General features: G+C 41.6%; 25 protein-coding genes. 15 read left to right on the top strand and 10 right to left on the bottom strand.

What is annotated here, in order from left to right:
* Positions 1-56: 56 nt before the first annotated feature.
* Both AABK37_RS18525 and AABK37_RS18520 read left to right on the top strand, forming a co-directional pair.
* Positions 57-302 carry a hypothetical protein gene (locus tag AABK37_RS18525; protein ID WP_432553016.1) on the top strand — a complete coding sequence of 82 codons (246 nt, stop codon included), beginning with the start codon at positions 57-59 and terminating at the stop codon, positions 300-302.
* Between the two features lie 4 nt (positions 303-306).
* Positions 307-873 (top strand): GTPase, encoded by a 567-nt coding sequence (locus AABK37_RS18520; protein WP_432553015.1) that lies wholly within the window; start codon positions 307-309, stop codon positions 871-873.
* Between the two features lie 16 nt (positions 874-889).
* Here the strand turns inward: AABK37_RS18520 and AABK37_RS18515 are convergent, their stop codons facing one another.
* On the bottom strand, positions 890-1,051 hold the full coding sequence (locus tag AABK37_RS18515; protein ID WP_432553014.1) for a hypothetical protein: 162 nt from the start codon (positions 1,049-1,051) through the stop codon (positions 890-892).
* Between the two features lie 59 nt (positions 1,052-1,110).
* On the opposite strand from AABK37_RS18515, the gene AABK37_RS18510 reads away from it, so the two are divergent.
* Both AABK37_RS18510 and AABK37_RS18505 read left to right on the top strand, forming a co-directional pair.
* Positions 1,111-1,341 carry a type II toxin-antitoxin system HicA family toxin gene (locus AABK37_RS18510; protein WP_432553013.1) on the top strand — a complete coding sequence of 77 codons (231 nt, stop codon included), beginning with the start codon at positions 1,111-1,113 and terminating at the stop codon, positions 1,339-1,341.
* The gene (locus AABK37_RS18505; RefSeq protein ID WP_432553012.1) at positions 1,328-1,546 is read left to right on the top strand and encodes a type II toxin-antitoxin system HicB family antitoxin; all 219 of its coding nucleotides are present in this window, start codon (positions 1,328-1,330) and stop codon (positions 1,544-1,546) included. Before AABK37_RS18510 ends, AABK37_RS18505 begins: the two co-directional genes overlap by 14 nt.
* Before the next feature lie 82 nt (positions 1,547-1,628).
* On the opposite strand, the gene AABK37_RS18500 is transcribed toward AABK37_RS18505, so the two are convergent.
* The 5 genes from AABK37_RS18500 to petN all read right to left on the bottom strand — a co-directional run bounded on the left by AABK37_RS18500 (position 1,629) and on the right by petN (position 3,760).
* Positions 1,629-1,970: a type II toxin-antitoxin system PemK/MazF family toxin gene (locus AABK37_RS18500; protein ID WP_432553011.1), complete on the bottom strand. Its 342-nt coding sequence runs from the start codon at positions 1,968-1,970 to the stop codon at positions 1,629-1,631.
* Complete coding sequence (locus AABK37_RS18495; protein WP_432553010.1) at positions 1,957-2,229, bottom strand: hypothetical protein; 273 nt, start codon at positions 2,227-2,229, stop codon at positions 1,957-1,959. The genes AABK37_RS18500 and AABK37_RS18495 overlap by 14 nt, the downstream gene beginning before the upstream one ends.
* A 235-nt stretch (positions 2,230-2,464) precedes the next feature.
* Complete coding sequence (locus AABK37_RS18490; protein ID WP_432553009.1) at positions 2,465-3,406, bottom strand: hypothetical protein; 942 nt, start codon at positions 3,404-3,406, stop codon at positions 2,465-2,467.
* A 98-nt stretch (positions 3,407-3,504) separates the two neighbouring features.
* Entirely contained in the window at positions 3,505-3,663 is a 159-nt protein-coding gene (locus tag AABK37_RS18485; protein ID WP_089125199.1) for a hypothetical protein, read from the bottom strand.
* 7 nt (positions 3,664-3,670) lie between these two features.
* The gene (gene petN / locus AABK37_RS18480; RefSeq protein ID WP_010998401.1) at positions 3,671-3,760 is read right to left on the bottom strand and encodes a cytochrome b6-f complex subunit PetN; all 90 of its coding nucleotides are present in this window, start codon (positions 3,758-3,760) and stop codon (positions 3,671-3,673) included.
* Positions 3,761-3,843: 83 nt separating this feature from the next.
* Here petN and AABK37_RS18475 point away from each other — a divergent pair, with 83 nt between their 5' ends.
* The 6 genes from AABK37_RS18475 (at position 3,844) to AABK37_RS18450 (ending at position 9,288) form a co-directional block, all read left to right on the top strand.
* A complete protein-coding gene (locus tag AABK37_RS18475) occupies positions 3,844-4,317 on the top strand; it encodes a hypothetical protein (RefSeq protein ID WP_432553008.1) in 474 nt (157 codons plus the stop codon).
* A 30-nt stretch (positions 4,318-4,347) separates the two neighbouring features.
* A complete protein-coding gene (locus tag AABK37_RS18470; RefSeq protein ID WP_432553007.1) occupies positions 4,348-4,911 on the top strand; it encodes an exonuclease domain-containing protein in 564 nt (187 codons plus the stop codon).
* Positions 4,912-4,999: 88 nt separating this feature from the next.
* Positions 5,000-6,382 carry a cytochrome P450 gene (locus AABK37_RS18465; RefSeq protein WP_432553006.1) on the top strand — a complete coding sequence of 461 codons (1,383 nt, stop codon included), beginning with the start codon at positions 5,000-5,002 and terminating at the stop codon, positions 6,380-6,382.
* A gap of 374 nt (positions 6,383-6,756) precedes the next feature.
* A complete protein-coding gene (locus tag AABK37_RS18460; RefSeq protein ID WP_432553036.1) occupies positions 6,757-7,908 on the top strand; it encodes a pyridoxal phosphate-dependent aminotransferase in 1,152 nt (383 codons plus the stop codon).
* A gap of 10 nt (positions 7,909-7,918) precedes the next feature.
* Positions 7,919-8,668 carry a type I restriction endonuclease subunit R gene (locus AABK37_RS18455; RefSeq protein ID WP_432553005.1) on the top strand — a complete coding sequence of 250 codons (750 nt, stop codon included), beginning with the start codon at positions 7,919-7,921 and terminating at the stop codon, positions 8,666-8,668.
* 173 nt (positions 8,669-8,841) lie between these two features.
* Positions 8,842-9,288, top strand: coding sequence for a secondary thiamine-phosphate synthase enzyme YjbQ (locus AABK37_RS18450; RefSeq protein ID WP_432553004.1), 447 nt, complete (start codon positions 8,842-8,844; stop codon positions 9,286-9,288).
* A gap of 132 nt (positions 9,289-9,420) precedes the next feature.
* Here AABK37_RS18450 and AABK37_RS18445 read toward each other — a convergent pair whose 3' ends face one another.
* Positions 9,421-10,095, bottom strand: coding sequence for an SDR family oxidoreductase (locus AABK37_RS18445; RefSeq protein WP_432553003.1), 675 nt, complete (start codon positions 10,093-10,095; stop codon positions 9,421-9,423).
* A gap of 283 nt (positions 10,096-10,378) precedes the next feature.
* Here AABK37_RS18445 and AABK37_RS18440 point away from each other — a divergent pair, with 283 nt between their 5' ends.
* From AABK37_RS18440 to AABK37_RS18420, 5 genes are all read left to right on the top strand, one after another.
* Entirely contained in the window at positions 10,379-10,735 is a 357-nt protein-coding gene (locus tag AABK37_RS18440) for a hypothetical protein (protein WP_432553002.1), read from the top strand.
* 387 nt (positions 10,736-11,122) lie between these two features.
* Positions 11,123-12,883: a WD40 repeat domain-containing protein gene (locus AABK37_RS18435; protein ID WP_432553001.1), complete on the top strand. Its 1,761-nt coding sequence runs from the start codon at positions 11,123-11,125 to the stop codon at positions 12,881-12,883.
* 622 nt (positions 12,884-13,505) lie between these two features.
* Positions 13,506-14,066 (top strand): Uma2 family endonuclease, encoded by a 561-nt coding sequence (locus tag AABK37_RS18430; protein ID WP_432553000.1) that lies wholly within the window; start codon positions 13,506-13,508, stop codon positions 14,064-14,066.
* Between the two features lie 208 nt (positions 14,067-14,274).
* Positions 14,275-17,688 carry a pentapeptide repeat-containing protein gene (locus AABK37_RS18425; RefSeq protein WP_432552999.1) on the top strand — a complete coding sequence of 1,138 codons (3,414 nt, stop codon included), beginning with the start codon at positions 14,275-14,277 and terminating at the stop codon, positions 17,686-17,688.
* A gap of 244 nt (positions 17,689-17,932) precedes the next feature.
* Complete coding sequence (locus AABK37_RS18420; protein ID WP_432552998.1) at positions 17,933-18,730, top strand: DUF4058 family protein; 798 nt, start codon at positions 17,933-17,935, stop codon at positions 18,728-18,730.
* Positions 18,731-18,891: 161 nt separating this feature from the next.
* Here AABK37_RS18420 and ftsH read toward each other — a convergent pair whose 3' ends face one another.
* The 3 genes from ftsH to AABK37_RS18405 all read right to left on the bottom strand — a co-directional run.
* Positions 18,892-20,826 (bottom strand): ATP-dependent zinc metalloprotease FtsH, encoded by a 1,935-nt coding sequence (gene ftsH / locus AABK37_RS18415; RefSeq protein WP_432552997.1) that lies wholly within the window; start codon positions 20,824-20,826, stop codon positions 18,892-18,894.
* A complete protein-coding gene (locus AABK37_RS18410; protein ID WP_432552996.1) occupies positions 20,807-20,935 on the bottom strand; it encodes a hypothetical protein in 129 nt (42 codons plus the stop codon). Before AABK37_RS18410 ends, ftsH begins: the two co-directional genes overlap by 20 nt.
* 135 nt (positions 20,936-21,070) lie before the next feature.
* The coding region (locus tag AABK37_RS18405) for a hypothetical protein (protein ID WP_432552995.1) at positions 21,071-21,255 on the bottom strand (185 nt) is incomplete at its 5' end.

The raw sequence follows: 21,255 nt of genomic DNA, 5'->3' as shown, positions 1-21,255 counted from the left end.
ACAGTAAGATAAATATATTATTATACTAAAATTTTAATTTTCATATATTTAGCTTTATGGATGAAGTTATCAGAACAGTAGCTGCTTTGGGATTACCCGCCATAATACTTGTAATTGTGATGGCTACTACAGGACTAAGTGGCGCAGCTGCTATCACATCAGCTTTAGCAATTCTTGGTGGACCGGCTGGTATGGTTGGAGGGATTGTGGCTTTAGGAATAGCTGGAAAACTGGCGGAACTCCTTGCGAAGTTTGGCATTGAACTTGTCTTGATGCGTAAGTTAGATCGTAGAAATGCGTAATTTTATGATTGTTGGACGTACTGGGGTTGGTAAATCAAGCTTCATTAACTCAGTTGTTGGCAAATCTATTGCTGAAACCTCAAAATATGAAGCTTGTACTAAAATCATTAAGCATTATAATCATATTAGCCATTTAGGTGATATTTGCCTGATTGATACGCCAGGATTAGCAGAAGATGATATAGAGTGCGACAAAAAATATTTAGATTTGATTATTAATAGTGTTGATTTGAATACAATCGATACATTAATTTATGTTTCCCGCTTAGATGAAACAAGATTCCGCCCAGAAGAAAAAAGAACAATAAATTTGTTGACCGAAAAAATAGGAGCATTAATTTGGAATAAAGCTTGGCTTGTTTTCACTTTTGCAGCATCAGTTCCTAATGAAAACCGTGATATAGTTTCCAAAACCAGAAAAGTACAAATTGAAGAATTTGTCAAAGCTATTACATTAGAATATAATCTTGCTCCACCCTTTCAAGGATTTAAGGTAAAATTAAGAGTTGATAATAATTATAAAAATTGGTCTTCAAAAAGTACCCCAATAACGTCCTTGGCGGTTCTTTAAAAAAAGCGATCGCTACTCACCCACCAAAATGCGATCGCCTCTTCTCTCCTTCCTCTGTGCGCTCTGTGCCTCTGCGGTTCGTTAAAAAAACGATCGCCCAAAAAATCTCCAAAGAAGCGATCGCGAAGTGACTCACTTGTTTTGTATCGAGCCTTTTGTTACACTCCCCATAAAGCATCGCCCCAATTTGCTGCTTAAGTGCGATATTCTGGGATTATCAAGGGTCTACACCTGACAATGCCGAAAAAAATCAGGGAACTCAAACAAATGTTACGGCAAGCGAATTTTACAGAAATCCCAGGTAAAGGAAGTCATACAAACTGGATACATCCTTTATATGCGGGGAAACTGACGGTTTCTGGTAAAGACAGTTCAGACGCTAAACGCTATCAAGAAAAAGACGTTCAACAAGCAATTCAAGAAGTAGAAGAAAAACAGCAGGGGAATCAGGAAGATGAGCAAATTTAAATATCAAATGCTAATTCAATGGTCTGATGAAGACAACTGTTTCTTAGTCGGATTTCCCGATTTCCCCGGACAGCCTTTTCGGACGCATGGTGATACCTATGAGGAAGCTGTTGCAAATGGTGCTGAAGCATTGGAGTCACTGATAATGGCTTATGAAGCGACCGGAGAACCACTTCCAGAACCGACCGTTTGTAAGGTGGCTTAAATGGGTAGTGCGCGAACATTACTTTATCGGCTATGCGATCGCCGGCGTTGCACCTTCACAACAAAAGCGCTCTTGGTATTTGTTAAGAAAGACTTAAGACAATAGCTAATGCTTGAGAAACAAGTTGCATTTCTGAGTCAGAGAGTTGACCTAGTTTTCTCACTAATCTTGTTTCTGACACTGAGCGAATTTGAAAAGTATCTACACCAGAAACTTTGGCTAAACCGTTTTCTGTACTTGGTTCCAACCGTACCATCCAAGGTCTGACTGCATATCTTTCTTTCCAATCTGTAAGTGGGACAATAACCTTCAAAGGTAAAATCCCGATAGCATCATCATTAACTATGATGCAAGGACGTTTTTTGCTAATTTCTGTCCCTACTGTTGGATCTAAATTAACTAGCCAGACTTCACCTCTGTACATAAATCTCTGAGTTATGTAGGTCTTCATCTGGATAGTCGTAAAAATCTTCTCCCTCTAACTCAGAGAATATGTTTAATTCACCATCAGGTGTATAGTCTGAAATGGCTGTGATTGCGGCTAGTGCTAATAAGCGTTTTTGCTCATCTTTGGTGAGTGAATGTTGTTCTTTAAGAACTAGTTGCAGCGCTGATTCAGCTATCTTTAAGCGATCGCTTATACTCAGGTTTGGGAGTGTTTGCAGAATTTCTTTGGTTTCCATGTTTATTCATAAAGGCGCTTATACTACTAATGCTAATAAAATATTACGTTTATCGCGTGCGATGGCGCGTTCGCGCAGGGTCTCGTTCGCGATCTTCGTCTCCGAAGGAGAAGAGAAGCGCCCGCAATCAAGCGATGGCGCAGAGCGCCCGCTTCGCGATCGCACACGCAAAATTTTCTTTGAAAAGCGGTACTCCTACGGAGTCACTGAGCGATCGCCTGACACCAAACTTACTTTATTCAACCGTTATCAATTGCTGAAATTCTGCCAGCGAATTGACGGTAACGGCTCTTTCTAAAAGCTGTTTTAAGAACGATAAATCCTCAATATTATTTATCGATTCTGTTAATTCTGTGGGGACTTCTCCGAAGCGCGATCGCAAAACAATAATCACCGACTCCCGCGCATTTTGTCTAGTTCCCTTCTCCATTCCTCTTAATTCCATATTGCTAAGTAATGGCATTGTTCTTTCCTCCTCGTAACGATTTAATCTTTGCTCAAAGCTTTGTGCTAACTCTCGCGGTAATGTCATCATTCTGTCAATTACCTGAAAGAGTTTGATAATCTCTCCGCGTTCATAACCTTTCTCATACAATCCGCGAACAATATTCCATTTCCACCGTTCCCTTTCCTGGGGTTTACCTGTGGTAGATTTAGTTTTCAAATGTGCCATTACTATGATGGCAAAAGGATTATCGCTTTGTTGTAAACTTTCCCATGCGGGTTCGTAATCTAATAATTTGATGATGGGAAATTTCAGATTAACTTCACAGCCACCGAATGCATAACCATAGGATGAGGGACGCCAGTTTAAACGCTCATCGCCTAAAATGGCTAAACTAATTACGGGTCGTTGGTAAAGGTCAAACGCCCGGTAATTATAAATATACATCCGTTTGCTAAAGTCAGATTCTTCTTGACTTTGCACTTCAGTATGAATTAACACCCATACTTCTTGATTATCGCGCAGCCAAACCTGAAATAACTTATCAGCGAAGCGCGAACCTACATCAGATGATGCGGTGATTTGTTGTAATTCTTTGTCAAGTGACTGTGGCGGTTTGCTCCAGTCTATTAAATCATGAACTTGGGGGAAAAAGAAGCCACAGAAGGGCTGAAAATAATCGCTTATCGCTTCCTTCCAAGGTTCATCATAATTGGCGTTTGGTTCGTTCATGCTCGTTTTGTCAATGCGTTTTTCCCCCAAAGCTACAACAAAAGTTGAGGGACACGATAATTTGGTGTCCCTCAAAAGATATATTTAACGCTAATAAATTAGCGTCGCTTGGGAGTGCGTCGTGTTTCGCGTTTTTCTTGTTCTCGCAAACGGCGATCGCGCCATTCGGAAACCGTCAAATAGCCAACACCGCCAGTTAGTGCCAACAATAGCACCAAGCCAGACAAAGCCAAAATGCTCAAAAATGGACTTTCCACAATTTTCTTACAGTCCGTTGCGACCCCATACTACCATTGCAATTGACCAAGTGAACACAACCAACAGTGAAACCCAGCCTAATGTCAAAATCGCCATAGTCCTAATTCTTCAACTAATTTACAAAACGTCTCTAATATTTATGATACTGGGAATGGTCATTTGTTTCTCCCTCTCTATTCATGAAGGATACTCCCGTTGTTGATGATAACAATCTAATAGCTGAACGTCTAGAATCTTTGAAAGCTGGAATTTTTGGGGGTTTATCTGTTTGTTTAACTTTCCTAATTACCACTTTTCTTAACAATCTGCTGCTTGCCAAGTATTTTACAGCACTCAGCATTCTCCAGCTGAATATCCAGGATTGGCGTTGGTGGATAAGCGCTGTTATATCGTGCTTTTGTGGCTTGCTTTTTGGTGTTACCTATCGCTATATCATTCGTTCTGATGAAAATCCGCAACTCAAAGCTGGGGGAGTGCTGGCTTTTGGGTTGGTGCGAGGTTTAACTCAGATAGATGTGGGACTTTGTTGTTATAGTACAATTTTGCCTTTTGTCGTGCTGGGTACAGAAAGTGTTGTTTGGTTTGCAATGAGTGCGATCGCACTCAATACCGCCATAAAATTAGGCTGGATTAAACCTTTTAAATCAACTTAAGTTGCAATACTTATTGATAAAACTCATTATATGAAACCTGACATATCCTCCTATTTTTTAATAATAGATTTAGAAGCTACTTGCTCTGATGATGGCGTTATTCCTCGTCATAAAATGGAAATAATCGAAATCGGTGCTGTCATGCTAAACAAAGCAACATGGCAAATTGATTCAGAATTTCAGCAATTCATTCAACCTGTAATAAATCCGCAATTAACAGCTTTTTGTACAGAACTAACTAGCATTTGTCAAAAAGATGTTGAATTAGCGCCAACATTTACGGAAGCAATGTCTTGCCTGCAAAAATGGCTTGAATCATTTCCCAAGTATGTTTTCTGTTCTTGGGGAGAATACGACAAAAAGCAATTTATTCAAGATTGCAAGTATCACAATATTGCTTATCCTTTTGGTTCAGAACACAGAAACATCAAAAAGGAATTTTCTGAATATCTGGGTGTATCTAAAGGATTTGGGATGGCGCAGGCTCTAAAACAGCTTGGGCTAGAATTGAAGGGTACACACCATCGCGGGATAGATGATGCCCGCAACATTGCTGCAATATATCGACATATGAACACTAAAAATCCCAGCTAATCTTGTTTTGAGTTTAAAATAACAATTGCAACATTGATGCATATTAACAACAATACTTAGTAGTAAAATTTTCCTCTGGAAAAATCGTATGCAACTAATCAACCCTATCAAAACTCCCTCATTTCTTCAAAAAATCCAATGGGTAGCCGATCCTGTGGGATATATGGAAAGCGCAGCAAAAGAATATCCTGATATTTTCACTGCTAGAATCATAGGTTTTGGCGGCACTTTAATATTCGTCAACCATCCCCAAGCGCTGCAAGAAATTTTAACAAATGACCGTAAAAAGTTTGCTGCTCCTGGTGATGTGAATGAAATTCTGCAACCATTAGTAGGAAACTATTCGATTTTCATGCTCGAAGGCGATCGCCACAGAAAGCGGCGACAATTAGTAATGCCTTCGTTTCACGGTGAACGGATGCGAAACTACGGAGATTTAATCCGTAATATCACTGAAAAGACCATTAGTAATTTACCACAAAATCAGCCGTTTTTAGCTCGGACTGCAATGCAGGAAATCTCCCTGCAAGTCATTTTAGAGGCGGTTTTTGGCTTGCATGAAGGAGAACGTTGCGAACAACTTAAACGCGGACTGACAGCAATATCAGATTTGTTTCGTTCGCCACTGAGTTCTAGCTTTCTATTTTTCCCTTGGCTGCAAAAAGATTTAGGTGCTTGGAGTCCTTGGGGAAAATTTGTACGCGATCGCGCCGCAATTGATAAAATAATTTACACCGAAATTGCTGAACGTCGCTCTTCACCCAATCCAAATCGCGTCGATATTCTCTCCTTGCTGATGTCAGCGCGGGATGAACAGGGGAATCCCATGACGGATCAAGAGTTGCGCGATGAATTGATGACCATGTTACTTGCGGGATATGAAACCACTGCAACTGCAATGGCTTGGGCATTATATTGGACTCAGCAAAAACCAGAAGTCCGTAACAAAATCCTGCAAGAACTCGATACCTTGGGCAATTCTCCAGATCCAATGAGCATTTTCCGGCTACCTTATCTCACCGCTGTTTGTAATGAAATCTTGCGGATTCACCCTGTAACCATGTTGACTTTCCCCAGAGTCGTGCGAGAACCCGTGGAACTACTCGGACATAAATTAGAGCCTGGTACATACATTGTTGGCAGCATGTATCTAATTCATCAGCGTGAAGATTTATATCCACAACCCAAGCAGTTTAAACCAGAACGCTTTTTAGAACGGCAATTTTCTCCTTACGAGTTTATACCCTTTGGTGCTGGTGCCCGTCGCTGTATTGGCGATGCTTTAGCTCAGTTTGAAATGAAATTAGTATTGGCAACAATTTTGTCACGCTATCAACTAGCGCTAACTGATAATCAACCAGAAATTCCTCGGCGTCGAGGTGTTACCCTTGCACCTTCCCGTGGTGTGAAAATGGTAATTACCGGACAGCGCGTGCGTCCAGAATCGCAATTGACTATGGCGACGACTTAAGGAAGGGGGACTTTCTTGAGAGGGGGACAGGGGGGAGTGGGGGGAGAGGGGGAGTGGGGGGAGTAGGGGACAGTAACCGACACCCTTATTCTCGTTCCCATAATTTTGCTTCCCAATTGATAAACGTAAGTTTTGATATTAATTAGTTGAGCGGCATAGCACTTGTTAGCATCTTCTATAAATGTGAGCGATACTCCTGCGGAGTCACTTCTCTACGAGAGGCTGCGCCAACGTGAACGCTTGCAAAGCGAGCAAAAAAGCCAAGGACTGAAGTCTTACTACGAAAGCGTATTTACGAGAGAATTAAATATAGCTTAAATAGGAGCGATACTCCGTAGGAGTCACTTTGTGAACGCATGAAAAATATCTCTCGTATGGAGGCTGTACAGTCTCCGATAATACCTGTTGTTGGTGAATTAATTAAAAACAATCCGGGAACCATTTCTTTAGGACAAGGTGTTGTTTATTACAGTCCGCCTCCCGAAGCAATCGAGCTTTTGCCGAAATTTCTCGCTGAACCTACTAATAATTTATACAAAGCTGTTGAGGGAATTCCTCCTTTGTTAGCAGCAATTGAAGCAAAATTGCAAGCTTTTAACAAGATTGAAATTAACGACGAAAACTGCATTGTTGTTACCGCTGGCAGTAATATGGCGTTTATGAATGCCATTCTCGCTATCACATCAATCGGCGATGAAATTATATTAAATACGCCTTATTATTTTAATCATGAAATGGCAACGACAATGGCAGGTTGTCATCCGGTGTTGGTAGAAACCGATGAAAATTATCAATTGCGAGTGGATGCGATCGCCCAAGCCATAACATCAAAAACAAAAGCAATAGTCACCATTTCACCGAATAATCCCACAGGTGTTGTTTATTCTGAAGAAGCATTGCGACAAATTAATCAAATTTGCTTTGAACGCAACATCTATCATATTAACGATGAAGCTTATGAATACTTTACCTATAACGGTGTAAAACACACTTCCCCTGGTGCATTTGCCGGAAGTAGCGAATATACCATATCTCTATATAGCCTTTCCAAAGCTTACGGTTTTGCGAGTTGGCGGATTGGCTATATGGTGATTCCCAAACATCTGCTTGTAGCCGTTAAAAAAGTACAGGATTCAATAGTGATTTGTCCGCCTGTAATTTCTCAGTATGCAGCATTAGGAGCATTGCAGGCAAAAGAGGAGTATATCAAGGGAAATGTGGAAGCGATCGCCTCTGTACGCTATGACGTACTTAACTCACTCAACCGCCTACAAAATCACTGTACCATCACCCCCGCCGATGGTGCATTTTATTTTTTCCTGAAAGTTCATACTCAAATGGATACCTTTGAATTAGTAGAAAGACTAATTAAAGAACATCTTGTAGCAGTCATTCCCGGTACAACCTTCGGCATGGATAACGGGTGTTATCTGCGAGTTGCTTATGGTGCGCTGCAAAAAGAAACCGCAAAAGAAGGGATAGAAAGATTAGTCACAGGTTTGCAAACAATCTTACAGAATAATTAATATTAAATAAATGGTACAGAAAACCGCAATTACTGACATTTTCAAAAGTTTAGCTGAAGTTGAATCTCGCTTTGGGATTAGAAGAACCGAAGATGAGCAATTTTTCGGAGAATGGTATGAGAACTTACCTCAAATAACAGACGAAGAAAAAGCCTCGTTAGATGTTATCAGACGAAGATATCTTTATCATCTAGCTGATGGCAATCTCACAGAAGGAACAGTAACACTACTCATAGGTTCACCTATCTTAGAAAAGGCAGGATTTTATGATTATCCCTACAAAATGCGAGGTGAGGCTTCGATAGAAATAGTCTTTGATGCGGATGAAGAGGAAGAAACTTTAAAAGGACGAATTGATATCTTAGTCTTGCAAAATCAGTTTTGGGTAATCTTGTTAGAGTCGAAAAGAACTATAGCAGTTCCCATTCAGATGCGGTACAACATTATATCGTCGCGTGTAGGGGCACGGCAGTGCCGTGCCCCTACGGGTGTACCTCACGTAACCGAGAATTGCTATACTATCTCTGTAATGTCAGCACTGCCACAAACGCTAGCATATATGATGGCAAATCCTCAGCCAGATAAGCCTATCTTTGGGATGATGACAAATGGAGACGGAATTATATTTGTCAAACTAACTCAACAGGATAGACCACAATATGATATATCGAGAGTTTTTTCTCCTGCTCCCTTGCAAAATGAACTATACACTGTCCTACAGATTTTAAAACGTATCGGTCAAATTATCGTTTCAAGCTGAGGTTATTTTCTCGTTTCTCGTTCTCATAGTAGTAAGCGCTACCCTACGGGAAAGCTTCTCTTCTCTACGAGACGCTTTCAGCGAACGAGACGCACTCGCGTTCGCTAACAGCGCTTATTTACAGCACTCTCCGTGCTGACGTGCGAAAAATATTTTTTAAATACATTTCAGATATGCCAATTATTAATAAAGTCATTGAAATCGAAACTGAACAGGGAATTAATATCTACAATATCACACCGCACATCAACGATTTTATCGCCTCAACTTCAATTAAGAATGGTCAAATGTTGGTATTTTCGCGTCACACTACAACTGCATTGGCTATCAATGAAAATGAAGAAAGACTGTTAGAAGATATCAAAGTCTTTTTGCGGAAATTAGCACCTGAGTCAGACCGATATTTGCACAACGATCTACACTTAAGAGTTGTGCCGGAAGATGAACCGATGAATGCTCATTCTCATCTGATGGCGATGATGTTAAGTACTAGTGAGGTAATTCCAATTGTAGATGATAAATTAGCTTTGGGAACTTGGCAATCTGTGTTATTTCTTGAGTTAGATGGAGCGCGTAAAAGAACTGTGTTTTTCCAAATTTCTGGCGAGGAAGCAGATTAGGAGTTGTAGAGACGCGATTAATCGCGTCTCTACTAATATCATGTCCATTTAATTAATCTTAATAAAAACACCGCAACCCTCGTAGAGACGTTTCGCCGAAACGTCTCTACAATGTTTTTAAACTATAATTTTTTAATCTAAGCTGAATTCTTCAAATTCTATTTGCCCAAAAAGCATATTTTTATCTATTGCTGATAATACTTTATTGTTAGCTTTGTCAGAATTTAAGCAACGACAAACTAACTGTGCGACATCTGCACGATTAATTATACCTGCAATGCGCGGATCTTCAGTTAAAACTCCATTTCCGGTTGCGGCTTCTGATTTTAATCCACCGGGACGAATAATAGTGTAAGTTAATCCACTGTCAATTAAGTGTTTTTCAGCTTTTTCTTTTTCTATTAAAACAGATTGCAATGTTTCTAATGCTTGTGGATTCAAGGCAACTACACTATCTCCACTACCTATAGAAGATATTAAAATAAATGAGCGCACTTTCGCTTTCACCGCTGCGTCAATCAGATTTTTATTGCCTAAGTAATCTACTCTTTCACTAACTTGAGGCAAACCACCAACAGTACTGATAACTGCGTCGATGGGTTCTCCCAGCATAGCACTTTCTACATCTTCTTCATTTAAGGCATCTCCCAAAACTACCTCAACACCCATTGCTTCTAATTCATCGCGAGTTGCTTCTGTTCTCAAAAGTGCTTTTACCTTTTGCTGTTGTGCAATTAAGCATTTGGCAATTTCTCTACCGACACCCCGACTTGCTCCAGCCAGAAAAATGGAAGATGCAGTTGTCATGGTTATTTTTTGAATAGATGCGATATTCTCAACAATTAATAAATATATCTTTCTTTGGTTATCCTAACTCTCGGTAGCGAAAAATTTCTATGTATTTATACAATCATCTATCTTTATAGGGAGAATAATTTCATCCTGAAGATAGAGTTAAAGTTGATACAAAACTCTCTGTAGAGCAATTATACTTAAGGCGATCGCTCCTACGGAGTCACTTCTCTACGAGAGGAACTTTTACAAGCGTTAGCGCTCCAATTATTATAATTAAATCTTTGAGGACGCACTCATGGCTAAAAAATCGGAGAAAAACTTCCACCAACCTGAAGATATCCGAGTTACAGCTACCACAAAAATCTGGGGGTTGACTGTGGGGATTTTAGCAATTTGTGTTCCACTTTCCGCTGTCACTAGAAGTGGTGCAATTATACCATTAGCGGCGATTGGTGGCGCAGCGGTTGGTACGGTTGCCGTATGGCGATCGGATGAGAAAAAATACCAAAATAAGCTTTTGTCACCGCAGCAGCTCGAATTAGAACAACGGATCGCTGACTTAGAAACAATTGTCAGCCGTGAGGACTTTGATTTGCGGATGAAAATTAAACGATTACAGGCAAATGAAAGCGATCGCCAAGAAGAAAATTAACAAATCCTGACTTTAGTATCTTGACTTATACAACATAATGCGCCGCTGTTGTAGCGAGAATCTGAGATTGATACTATCACTCTCTGCGTGGCGCGTGATTCTTAATGAGTATTATTTCGGGTTTGTCTCACTAGAGACAGTCTCATATTTTTCAGATAAGTTAGAATTAATTTCCAACGTCTAATTTATTTATACGCTCTTGCTGATGGTTGACAAAGTATCTTATAGCTCAAATAGATAATTGCTTTCTGTTAGACCATAAGTAATACTTGTGTTACCCTAACTGCTCAAATTACTCAATCAATTTACATTCGTCTTATAAACTTGAGTAATTGCTTTGGTATAGCTTACCGTAGGTATGCATTCTTTGTGCCGCAAAACATGCAAATGGATTGGATTAGCTTACTGAAAGCTCAACAAGCTGACTTTCTTCAACGTGTGAAAAAACCAAAGACTTATGACTTATCTTTGCTAGAGAGTCAAGTCAAAGGTTGTCACAGTGAAATTATGGCATTTTGGGGCGAATCATTGGCAAAATTGCTTAATTTTGCTCGCTACCAAGCCGAAATTCTCGCCAAAAATCCCCCACCAACACCACCGGAATATCCCGAACCCCCTGATTGGGTGATTCCCTTTCCCAAATATTTTCAGCAGCAAGCGGAAGATTATCTTTTGCGAGAACAAATCGTTCAGCGGGTGATAACTGAACGCTTGGGTAAGCTGGTTAAAAAAGTGCCACAAGACAGCTTGAAAAATATGGCATTAGATGAAGAGGGAAATTTACGCGGTGAAAGTAAATTTGCTTACTTCTTAGCAGATAACCCAAAAGTTAGTATTCAAGTTTACGCTGCTGATGGAGAAAGTTTTAACGGCATAAAAAAAGACAAAATCAGGTGGACTGTTACTCAAGAAGATATACAGAATCATCAAGTATTGATTTTTCTCTGTTTGTTTTATCCGTTTACTGGTCAATTAGGCTACGAAAAGCAAGCGGTAATTACAGGATTTTTGCCGTCAAATCAAATTCAATTTAGTGAGCCAAAAGTTAATGTAATTCCGAGTAACTTGTTATATGGAGGTGGGTTAAGTTGGTATTTAGAATCACTAATTGCCAAAAAAGATGCACCGCTAGGAGTTGATGAAATTGCGATCGCCGAAACGATTCAGACTTTATCAGCAGATCATCCCCTAAAAAACATTGTCGGTGATTGGGAATGCTGGCAGACTTTGACAGGACATTGTAGAGGCATTAATTGCCTTGCTTTCAGTCCAGGAGGGAAAAACGGCAATTTCCCGCCAATTTTGGCTAGCGGCAGTCGCGGAGAGACGAAGCTTTGGGACTTGACAAAAGGTGAGTTAATTGGTACTCTCTCAGAATACCAATGGAGTGTCTCCGGGGTAGTGGATGAAGTAAATTCCCTGACATTCAGTCCGGATGGACAAACATTGGTGAGTGGTGGTGCAGACTCGACAATAAAGATTTGGCATTCGGGTGCAGTAGATTTGATAGATATTCTGCACAAGCACAATGGAATGGTGCGCTGTGTAGCTTTTACCCCAGATGGACGGATGTTAGCAACTGGGGGAGATGACAGAAAGATTTTGTTTTGGGATTTGATGTATCGACAGGTAGCGATCGCTCTTTCATTAGATGATACTGCCGCTCATTCCCTCGCTTTTAGCCAAGATGGACAAACTCTAATCACAGGTAGCTACCGTAAAATCAAAGTTTGGGATTTGTCATGTCAAGGTAAAGTAACAAGTTTTAATACCGAACCTTTGCACATCCTGATGGGACATTCTCACATAGTTCGTTCTTTGGCGGTGAGTGGAGATGATAATATTCTGGTGAGTGGAAGTCGAGATAAAACGATTAAGATTTGGGATTTAGAGACAGGGGAATTGCTTCGCACTCTTAAAGGACATCGAGATGGAGTTGATGCGATCGCTCTTAGTCCCGATGGAGAAATTATCGCTAGTGGCAGTTCAGATAAAACTATCAAATTGTGGCATCTACACACCGGAGAACTGCTAGGTACATTTACAGGACATGCCAATACAGTAACAGCTTTAGCGTTTACAGCTTCCGGGGAAATGTTGGTGAGTGGCAGTTTAGATAAAACGATTAAAATTTGGCAACGGAGTTAGGAATTAGGAGTTAGGAGTTAGAAGTCAGGAGACTTAGAAGTTTGTTGACGAGGTTCGGAACTGCGTTAATGAGTCTTTTAGCTCCGTTAATGAGTCTTTTAGCTCCGTTAATGAGTCTTTTAGCTCCGTTAATGAGTCTTTTAGCTCCGTTAATGAGTCTTTTAGCTCCGTTAACGAGTATCAGAACTCCGTTGACGAGTCTTTTAGCTCCGTTAACGAGTATCAGAACTCCGTTGACGAGTGTTTTAGCTCCGTTGACGAGTGTTTTAGCTCCGTTAACGAGTATCAGAACTCCGTTGACGAGTGTTTTAGCTCCGTTGACGAGTGTTTTAGCTCCGTTAATCTCAAATTTGTCTTAAACTCACATTTTACATCTCGTCCCCCACAAGCTACAAAATCCTTAAATTTATATATAGCGGTTATCGGTTGAGTCCAATACACTCGTAAGGGCACGGCACTGCCGTGCCCCTACACGCAACGATATAACTTTGTATTGCATTCAACTAAGAACGGCTATAATTTGCCTTTTCGGACTTTGTTTGTGTAGTCACGAATTTTATTCACCAAAGCTAATCTAGTTAAAAAGATTGTCTATGTAAAACTTTCGCAGTAAAACTGACTTATGACAATAGCCGCTAAACCTAAACTTACATTAGACGAGTTCCTGCAACTGCCAGAAACAAAGCCACCATCAGAATTTCTCAATGGAGAAATTATTCAAAAGCCAATGCCTCAAGGTGAACATAGCTTACTTCAGACTACTTTTTGCGAAGTAATTAATAAAGTAGCCAAAAGCAAAAAAATTGCTCACGCATTCCCAGAATTACGCAGCACATTCGGAGGTAGTTCCATCGTCCCTGACGTATCTGTGTTTCGTTGGGCAAGAATTCCCTTAACATCATCAGGGAGAATTGCAAACCGCTTTTATCTTACTCCCGATTGGGCAATTGAAATTCTTTCTCCAGACCAAAGACAAACAAAAGTGTTGAGTAACTTGTTGCATTGCTGCCGCAACGGTACTGAGCTCGGCTGGTTAATATATCCAGAAGATGAAAGTGTCCTAGCTGTGTTTCCCGGTCAGCAAGTCGAAATCTATACAGGTGCTTCTGGGTTGCCGATACTCAATGGTATCGAATTAGAGCTGACAGTTGAAGAGATTTTTAGCTGGTTGACTCTGAGTTAGGACTTACGCATTACTCGTAGTAAGCGCTGTATAAGCTTATTTTAAGCACTAAAGTGCTTACTACGGCGCTTACTGCGAGTTTACATTTATGTTTTTTGTGCGATCGCGTAAGCAAATAAAAATATCCAGTAGGGTGCGTTATCACTAACGCACCCTACAATTACTGGTTTGTGTTAATAATTTTATCAAAGAGATAGAGAAATAGTCTATGGCGATGATATTCTCAAATTGGTGGAAAAAAATTCCGGGATTAAACTGGGGACAGGGGGCGGAGGTAACAAAAACTGGCGCAGAAGCCGCTAAAGCCGTCTTTGACCTAGCCAAAGCCATCAACGAGCAAAAACCGAAGGCAGAAGACCTCAAGCCCTACATCGCTCAAATATCGTCGCTATTAGATGTCATCAACGCACCACTCGGACAAATTGCTGGTTCAGTAATTCCCTTTGCACCCATCGCAATAACTACATTAAAGCTGATTGTTGATGCCACCAAAAAAGAGCCAAGTCCAGAAAGCTGTGTAATATTGGTTAGTCAGGTTGCTTATTTAGAAAGTTTGAAAGCAATTCTGAAAGAAGATTCGCAATTACAACAGCAAATTAATCAACAAAGTCCAGTTTCGGAAACTTTAGCTAGACAAATTAAGAAACTGGGTGAGCAAGAATTTGAGGAACGAGAAGCGAAAAAAGCTATTGTCTACTTCCACGAATCGAAACTAGCAGAAGCATTTAATCAAGTTTTGCAGCTACGTTTACAAGAAGGAGGTTTAATCGAAGCAGACGCAAAAACTGTCACCGAAAGAGTAGCGCGAAAGACTGATGAATATATGATGCTTTCGGCATTAGTAGAAGTTGGCGATAAAGTCAAGCAACTCGTGCAATGGTATAGCGTCGGAGGAAAAGAGCAACTAGAGAAGTATCTCAGTATTGATGATTATTTAGAACAGGAAATAAAACCCAAGCCAGAAGAAAAGATTTTTGATGAGACTCATATTACCTTTCGGGATTTGTATGTACCGCTGCAAGTTAAAGAACTGGATAAGCAAAGCGATGTAACTTTTCAAATCGAAGACTTTGTTAAGTCAATACTTTCTGAAGCTGATAAAAATAAATCCAAACAAGTTTTGTTTATTCAAGGTGAAGCTGGACGCGGTAAAAGTGTCTTTTGTCGCATGTTTGCCGACTGGGTGCGGCAAAATCGGCATCCCATCTTTACCCCAGTTTTGATTCGCTTGCGGGATGTGCGGGTACTAAAAGATAACTTAACTGAGACTCTAGAAAACTATTTAGAAAACGTTGATTTTATTCAAAGTGATTCCGGCTGGCTTACAGATAAAAATACGCGCTTTCTATTTTTACTCGATGGCTTCGACGAACTATTATTAGAAGGACGAGCTAACGGCTTAAAGGAATTTTTGGAACAGGTAGAGAAGTTTCAAAAAGATAGCTTTTGCCATCATCAATTTTTGGTTACTGGTCGTCCTTTAGCGCTGCAAGGAATTGATCGCTTGCTCTCACAAACCAAAAGCTTGAAGCGCGTCGAACTTCAGCCAATGGATGATTCAATTCGGCAAACATGGCTGAATAAATGGGAGGCTAAAGTTGGGACGCAAGAAGCAAATGACTTTGAGCAATTTTTGCAAGCTTGTCCTGATGAAATCAAAGATAACTTGGCACGAGAACCTTTACTGCTTTATTTGCTGGCACGAATGCACCGAGAGCAACATCTTAATGTGCAAATGTTTGAGGGTGCAGAAGGTATCAAAGCAAAAATCCGCATTTATGACGAATCGGTGAAATGGGTATTAGAAGAACAGCGTAAAAGTGAAAATCAAAATGAAAACTTGCGCTTAACTCAACTGGAAAGCGAAGATTTGCGCCAATTTATGACAGAAGCTGCTTTGTGTGTAGTGCAGTCGGGGAATGAATCTGCAAAAGTAGCAATGTTAGAAACACGGCTCAAAGTTAGCAATTGCCCAGCAGCAAAGTTAATTCCGCAAGCGAGAGAGAATTCTCACGAAAATAAGAAGCTACTCAATAATTTGTTGACCGCATTTTACATCAAAGCAGCTTCAGGCGATAAAGAAGGTTCCGTGGAGTTTGTCCACAAGAGTTTTAGTGAGTTTTTATTCGCAGAACGGTTAATAGAAAGCTTTGTAGATTGGACAACTAAAATAAGCAAGCGTCACCGTGAAGAAAATTCAGTTTCCACAGAGGTGATGGATAGGGAAATTTACGATTTATTCGGCTATGGGAATTTAACCCCGGAAATTGTGGAATATTTAATGGGGTTGTTTGCCGAAAGTTCAGAATTTCAAGATGTAGAACGCTTGTGTCAACTGTTCCAACGATTAGAGCATTTCTACTTGCGTTGGTGCGATGGGGAATTTATTGATGCGGAAGATGCAAATTTGCCGCAGATGAAGAAAAAGCAATTAAAGGAGCAATTACCAGATAGAGAAACTCATTTGGGTTTGCGACAAGTGGATGTGTGTACAGGATTGAATGTGATGATTTTGCTTTTAGAGTTAAATCGCTATGCTCAAAGAAAAGATGACCTGAAAGATAAAATCACCTTTTACCCCTGCGGTAAACCTGATACTGAACAATTTGACTCAGCACGCTTACTCGCTATTATCGGCTATATTCACTGCCTGAGTGTCGATGCCTTTAACAAAAACTTGGGATTATTTCTCAGCGGTGCCGACCTCAGCGGTGTCAACCTCAGGGATGCCAGCCTCCTTGATGCCAACCTCAGCGGTGCCAACCTCGTTGATGCCAACCTCGTTGATGCCGACCTCAGCGGTGTCAACCTCAGCGATGCCGACTTCAGCTTTGCCAACCTCAGCGGTATCGACCTCGTTGGTGCTGACCTCAGCGGTGTCAACCTCAGCGATGCCGACCTCATGAATGCCGACTTCAGCTCTGCCAACCTCAGCGGTGTCAACCTCAGGGGTGCTGACCTCAACGATGCCGACTTCAGCTTTGCCAACCTCATCGGTGCCGACTTCAGCTTTGCCAACCTCAGCGATGCCAACCTCAGGGGTGCCAACCTCAGCGGTGCCAACCTCAGCGGTGCCAACCTCAGCGATGCCAACCTCAAAGCAGTTGTATGCGACAGTGACACAAAATGGCTCAATGCTATAAGGCTACATGAAGCAGTAAACGTATCTCAATTAATGCAAAACCCAGCTTTCGCGGCTGCGTTTTCCTGGAGTCAGGGTATCAGTTTGGTGAAAGAAGGCAAGGTTAAAGAAGCACAGAACGCTTTTAAACAAGCCCTCAGCTACGACCCTAGTTTAAAGAACTCTGCCGAATATTGGCATAGCATCTGCTGGGTTGGCAGCGTACACGGTCATGCAAAAGGTGTTCTCAAGTACTGTGAAACAGCTGTTACTCTAGAGCCTAATAATAAAGGCTATCAAGATAGTCGGGGGCTGGCTAGAGTACTTACAGGCGACTTGGTAGGGGCATTAGAAGACTTTCGGGCTGCTGTAGACAGTGGCACACTTGATTACTCAGAAGATGTGAAGCAGCGCCGGCTACGCTGGATAAAAGCACTTGAGTTAGGAAATAATCCCCTCACACCAGAGGAATTAGAGGAACTGCGACAGGCTGAGGGCTAGGTTGAAAATATAGAGTAATATAGCGGTTATTGGTTGAGTCCAATACACTCGTAGGGGCACGGCATTGCCGTGCCCCTACACGCGACGATAAAGCTTTCTATTGCATCCAACTAAGAACGGCTATATTTAACAAAGACTCTGCGACCCTCCGCGTCTACCTTTGCGTTTCTCTGCGTTTAAAAAAAGTGGGGAAACGCAATCCGGCAGTTAAAATCAAGATAGTTTCCATCGTGTGAGGTCGATTATGCGATCGCCTTTTCCAGGAATGAACCCCTACCTGGAGCAACCTATTTTCTGGTCAGAGTTTCACAGCCGTTTAATTGTAGCGATCGCCGATGCCCTTGCCCCAAAGTTGCTACCCAAATACTATATTGGCGTAGAGACGCGCACTTATCTAGACAATGCTGATGAAGATATATTAATCGGAATTCCAGATGCGGTTGTCCTTTCATCAATCAGCAAGCAGCCTTCTGACCAAATTAGCTCAAAAGAAACTACTCAAGTTGCAGTCCAAACTCACCCTCAACAAATCACTTTGCCAATGCCAGTGGAAGTGAAAGAGCGATACTTGGAAGTGAGGGAAACTAAAACAGATGCTGTAATTACAGTCATTGAAATTTTATCACCTAAAAATAAACGCAAAGGCAAAGGACGCTCAATTTACGAACAGAAGCGTCATTCGATTTTAGCAAGTATGTCTCATTTAGTTGAAATAGACTTGCTTCGAGCAGATGAACCAATGGCAATGAAAGGAGTTGATTTTATAACTGACTATCGAATTGTAGTCAGTCAGCATGAACGGCGTCCCATAGCAGATTTATATGCTTTTACAATGCGTGAGGCGATTCCGGAGTTTTTACTACCCCTCAAAGAACCTCAAGAAGCAACAACTGTAAATTTACAATCTATCGTTAGTGGTATTTATGAGCGAGGCGGTTACGCTATCCGCATTGACTACCAACAAGCAGTTCCTCCCCCAACACTATCACAAAGCGATCGGCAATGGGTTGAGGAACTACTCGCTTCGCGGGATCAGAATTGAGAAATTAGGAACTACCAAAAAACGAACCGCGAAGACACGAAGCACACAAAGGAATAAGAGTTGAAGAGAGTTTTTGCCCTCATTCTTCTCTCTTTTTCTTCCTTCGTGTACTTCGCGTCTTCGCGGTTCGTTAAATTAGGTATTCTTTAAGCGCAAAGCAACTAATTCAACACAGATTGCATCAAAGGCTTATCTTCCGACACCTTACCCGATCGCAACCATTCATTAAGTTCGCTCGGTGCTTTCGCTCTTGCAAGTCTTTCCCGCAATTCTACACCTTCGAGAACTTCGCGTTGCAGCAGTTCCTCTGCGGTTTCTTCTAACAAGTCGCGGTTATCTTGTAAAATCGTTAAAGCAATGTGGTGAGCATTATCCACAATCTGCTTCATCTCGCGGTCAATTTCCTCAGCCACTTTCGGGCTAATCGACCGACGCGGATTGCTGTAACCTTCGATAAACTGCTGTTGCGTCTTCTCAAAAGCCACCGGACCGAGTTTATCACTCATGCCGTAGACAGTAACGTAACGTTCTGCCATATCTGTGGCTTTCTGGATGTCGTCACCCGCACCTGTGGAGACTTTACCAAAAACGATTTCTTCAGCGGAACGTCCACCCAACAAAGTGGCAATCCGTCCGCGAATTTCGTCTTCAACCATCAAGAAGCGGTCTTCTTCCGGCATTTGAATTGTATAACCCAAAGCACCTATACCACGCGGTACAACCGAGATTTTTTCAACTTTACCCGCTCCGGGCATCAATGCACCGATGATGGCGTGACCAACTTCGTGATAAGCTACAGTCTTCTTCTCAGTTTCATTGAGTACGCGAGAACGTTTTTCTAAACCGGCAATCAACCGCTCGATCGCTTCGTTGAAATCTGCCATAATCACAGCTTCGCGATTTTGACGCGCTGCTAATAATGCGGCTTCATTTACCAAGTTAGCTAAATCTGCCCCAGCAAAACCAGGTGTGCGGATAGCAATAGTAGCTAAATTGACATCCTCAGCTAATTTGACGTTTCTCGCGTGAACATTGAGAATCGCTTCCCGACCAATTTTATCAGGACGGTCTACGACAACTTGGCGATCAAAGCGTCCCGGACGACGTAAAGCTGGATCTAACACTTCCGGACGGTTGGTAGCAGCGATGATAATTACACCTGTGTTGGCGTCAAAGCCGTCCATTTCTGTAAGTAACTGGTTCAGGGTTTGTTCGCGTTCATCGTTACCACCGACGAACCCACCAGCACCACCGCGAGATTTACCGAGTGCGTCTAACTCGTCGATAAAAACGATACAAGGTGCTTGTTTTTTCGCTTGTTCAAATAAATCGCGCACCCGTGCAGCACCGACACCAACGAATAACTCGATAAACTCGGAACCGGAGATACTAAAGAAAGGTACACCCGCTTCCCCAGCGATCGCCTTCGCTAACAATGTCTTACCCGTTCCTGGAGGTCCCACCAACAACGCACCTTTAGGTATTTTCGCACCTAAGCGGGTATATTTGTCAGCATTTTTCAGAAAATCAACAATCTCTTCTAATTCAACTTTGGCTTCATCCACACCAGCCACATCGGTAAATTTGACACCAGTGCTGCCATCAGAAGAAATCCGCGCTTTGCTTTTACCTACAGTCAGTGCAGCCGCACCACCACCTTGACGATTGAGGAAAAAGCCCCAAATAGCAATAAAAATTAACGGGGGAACCACCCAACTAATTAAAGTGCCAATCCAACCATTTTGATCTGGTTGTGGTGCAGCAAATTGTACATTATGTTCGCGGAGAATCTTCGGTAAATCCAGATCGTAAGCTACTGGTGTAGTTTGGAATATTTGTTCTGCTGGCTTACCATCTGGCGTTTGCGTCGGAATTGAATATTCAATGCGATCGCTTCCAACAATTGCCTTATCAACTTTACCAGCTTCCACAGCCGTAATAAAATCACTATAAGCAACTTGCGGCGATCGCGCACCGAAGCTAGGAACAATAAAGTTAAGCAATAACAGAATAGTCAGCAGAATCAGGAAACTGCCGCCAAACTGCCTTATTCTCGGCGGTTTGATGGGGCGTTTGTTATTTGTTTCTACAGGCATTTTTTGACGTACCCTCTAAGTTTTGGGGAGTGGGGCATGGGGCATAGGGCATGGGGCATGGGGCATAGGGCATGGGGCATGAAAAAATCTCCCATTGCCCATTGCCCATTGCCCATTGCCCTTTCCCCTCTTTTTAAATGTAAAGCTTTGTAACTATAGGTTTATTGTAGAGACTGGGACATGCAGCCTTATTTAGTGTCAACCCCACTCAAAAATGCGTATAGCCGTACAAGATTATGGAAAATCAAACTGGATTTGTGGTGAAAGTATTTGTATTTTCGGCTTTATTGTCGCTGCTGATTAGATATATCGGTCCGAGTTTAGGAATTGGGGGGACAACAACCAACGTATTAATTATGGTTTTGTCACCGAGTTTGATTATGGCGATCGCATTATTGTCGCGACTCCCAAGTAAGGGATAGGGGGAGG

This window comes from Tolypothrix sp. VBCCA 56010 (genome assembly GCF_050875635.1).
GTDB lineage: Bacteria > Cyanobacteriota > Cyanobacteriia > Cyanobacteriales > Nostocaceae > Hassallia.
Note: the sequence above shows the minus strand (reverse complement) of the source record. Positions and strands in the feature narration are given on the sequence as shown.

What these genes read in the sequence shown, in the direction of transcription:
- AABK37_RS18525 (WP_432553016.1), top strand. Translation starts at nt 57, where the DNA reads ATGGATGAAGTTATCAGAACAGTAGCTGCTTTGGGATTACCCGCCATA.
- AABK37_RS18520 (WP_432553015.1), top strand. Translation starts at nt 307, where the DNA reads ATGATTGTTGGACGTACTGGGGTTGGTAAATCAAGCTTCATTAACTCA.
- AABK37_RS18515 (WP_432553014.1), bottom strand. Translation starts at nt 1,051, where the DNA reads ATGCTTTATGGGGAGTGTAACAAAAGGCTCGATACAAAACAAGTGAGT.
- AABK37_RS18510 (WP_432553013.1), top strand. Translation starts at nt 1,111, where the DNA reads ATGCCGAAAAAAATCAGGGAACTCAAACAAATGTTACGGCAAGCGAAT.
- AABK37_RS18505 (WP_432553012.1), top strand. Translation starts at nt 1,328, where the DNA reads ATGAGCAAATTTAAATATCAAATGCTAATTCAATGGTCTGATGAAGAC.
- AABK37_RS18500 (WP_432553011.1), bottom strand. Translation starts at nt 1,970, where the DNA reads ATGTACAGAGGTGAAGTCTGGCTAGTTAATTTAGATCCAACAGTAGGG.
- AABK37_RS18495 (WP_432553010.1), bottom strand. Translation starts at nt 2,229, where the DNA reads ATGGAAACCAAAGAAATTCTGCAAACACTCCCAAACCTGAGTATAAGC.
- AABK37_RS18490 (WP_432553009.1), bottom strand. Translation starts at nt 3,406, where the DNA reads ATGAACGAACCAAACGCCAATTATGATGAACCTTGGAAGGAAGCGATA.
- petN (WP_010998401.1), bottom strand. Translation starts at nt 3,760, where the DNA reads ATGGCGATTTTGACATTAGGCTGGGTTTCACTGTTGGTTGTGTTCACT.
- AABK37_RS18475 (WP_432553008.1), top strand. Translation starts at nt 3,844, where the DNA reads ATGAAGGATACTCCCGTTGTTGATGATAACAATCTAATAGCTGAACGT.
- AABK37_RS18470 (WP_432553007.1), top strand. Translation starts at nt 4,348, where the DNA reads ATGAAACCTGACATATCCTCCTATTTTTTAATAATAGATTTAGAAGCT.
- AABK37_RS18465 (WP_432553006.1), top strand. Translation starts at nt 5,000, where the DNA reads ATGCAACTAATCAACCCTATCAAAACTCCCTCATTTCTTCAAAAAATC.
- AABK37_RS18460 (WP_432553036.1), top strand. Translation starts at nt 6,757, where the DNA reads ATGGAGGCTGTACAGTCTCCGATAATACCTGTTGTTGGTGAATTAATT.
- AABK37_RS18455 (WP_432553005.1), top strand. Translation starts at nt 7,919, where the DNA reads ATGGTACAGAAAACCGCAATTACTGACATTTTCAAAAGTTTAGCTGAA.
- AABK37_RS18450 (WP_432553004.1), top strand. Translation starts at nt 8,842, where the DNA reads ATGCCAATTATTAATAAAGTCATTGAAATCGAAACTGAACAGGGAATT.
- AABK37_RS18445 (WP_432553003.1), bottom strand. Translation starts at nt 10,095, where the DNA reads ATGACAACTGCATCTTCCATTTTTCTGGCTGGAGCAAGTCGGGGTGTC.
- AABK37_RS18440 (WP_432553002.1), top strand. Translation starts at nt 10,379, where the DNA reads ATGGCTAAAAAATCGGAGAAAAACTTCCACCAACCTGAAGATATCCGA.
- AABK37_RS18435 (WP_432553001.1), top strand. Translation starts at nt 11,123, where the DNA reads ATGGATTGGATTAGCTTACTGAAAGCTCAACAAGCTGACTTTCTTCAA.
- AABK37_RS18430 (WP_432553000.1), top strand. Translation starts at nt 13,506, where the DNA reads ATGACAATAGCCGCTAAACCTAAACTTACATTAGACGAGTTCCTGCAA.
- AABK37_RS18425 (WP_432552999.1), top strand. Translation starts at nt 14,275, where the DNA reads ATGGCGATGATATTCTCAAATTGGTGGAAAAAAATTCCGGGATTAAAC.
- AABK37_RS18420 (WP_432552998.1), top strand. Translation starts at nt 17,933, where the DNA reads ATGCGATCGCCTTTTCCAGGAATGAACCCCTACCTGGAGCAACCTATT.
- ftsH (WP_432552997.1), bottom strand. Translation starts at nt 20,826, where the DNA reads ATGCCTGTAGAAACAAATAACAAACGCCCCATCAAACCGCCGAGAATA.
- AABK37_RS18410 (WP_432552996.1), bottom strand. Translation starts at nt 20,935, where the DNA reads ATGGGCAATGGGCAATGGGAGATTTTTTCATGCCCCATGCCCTATGCC.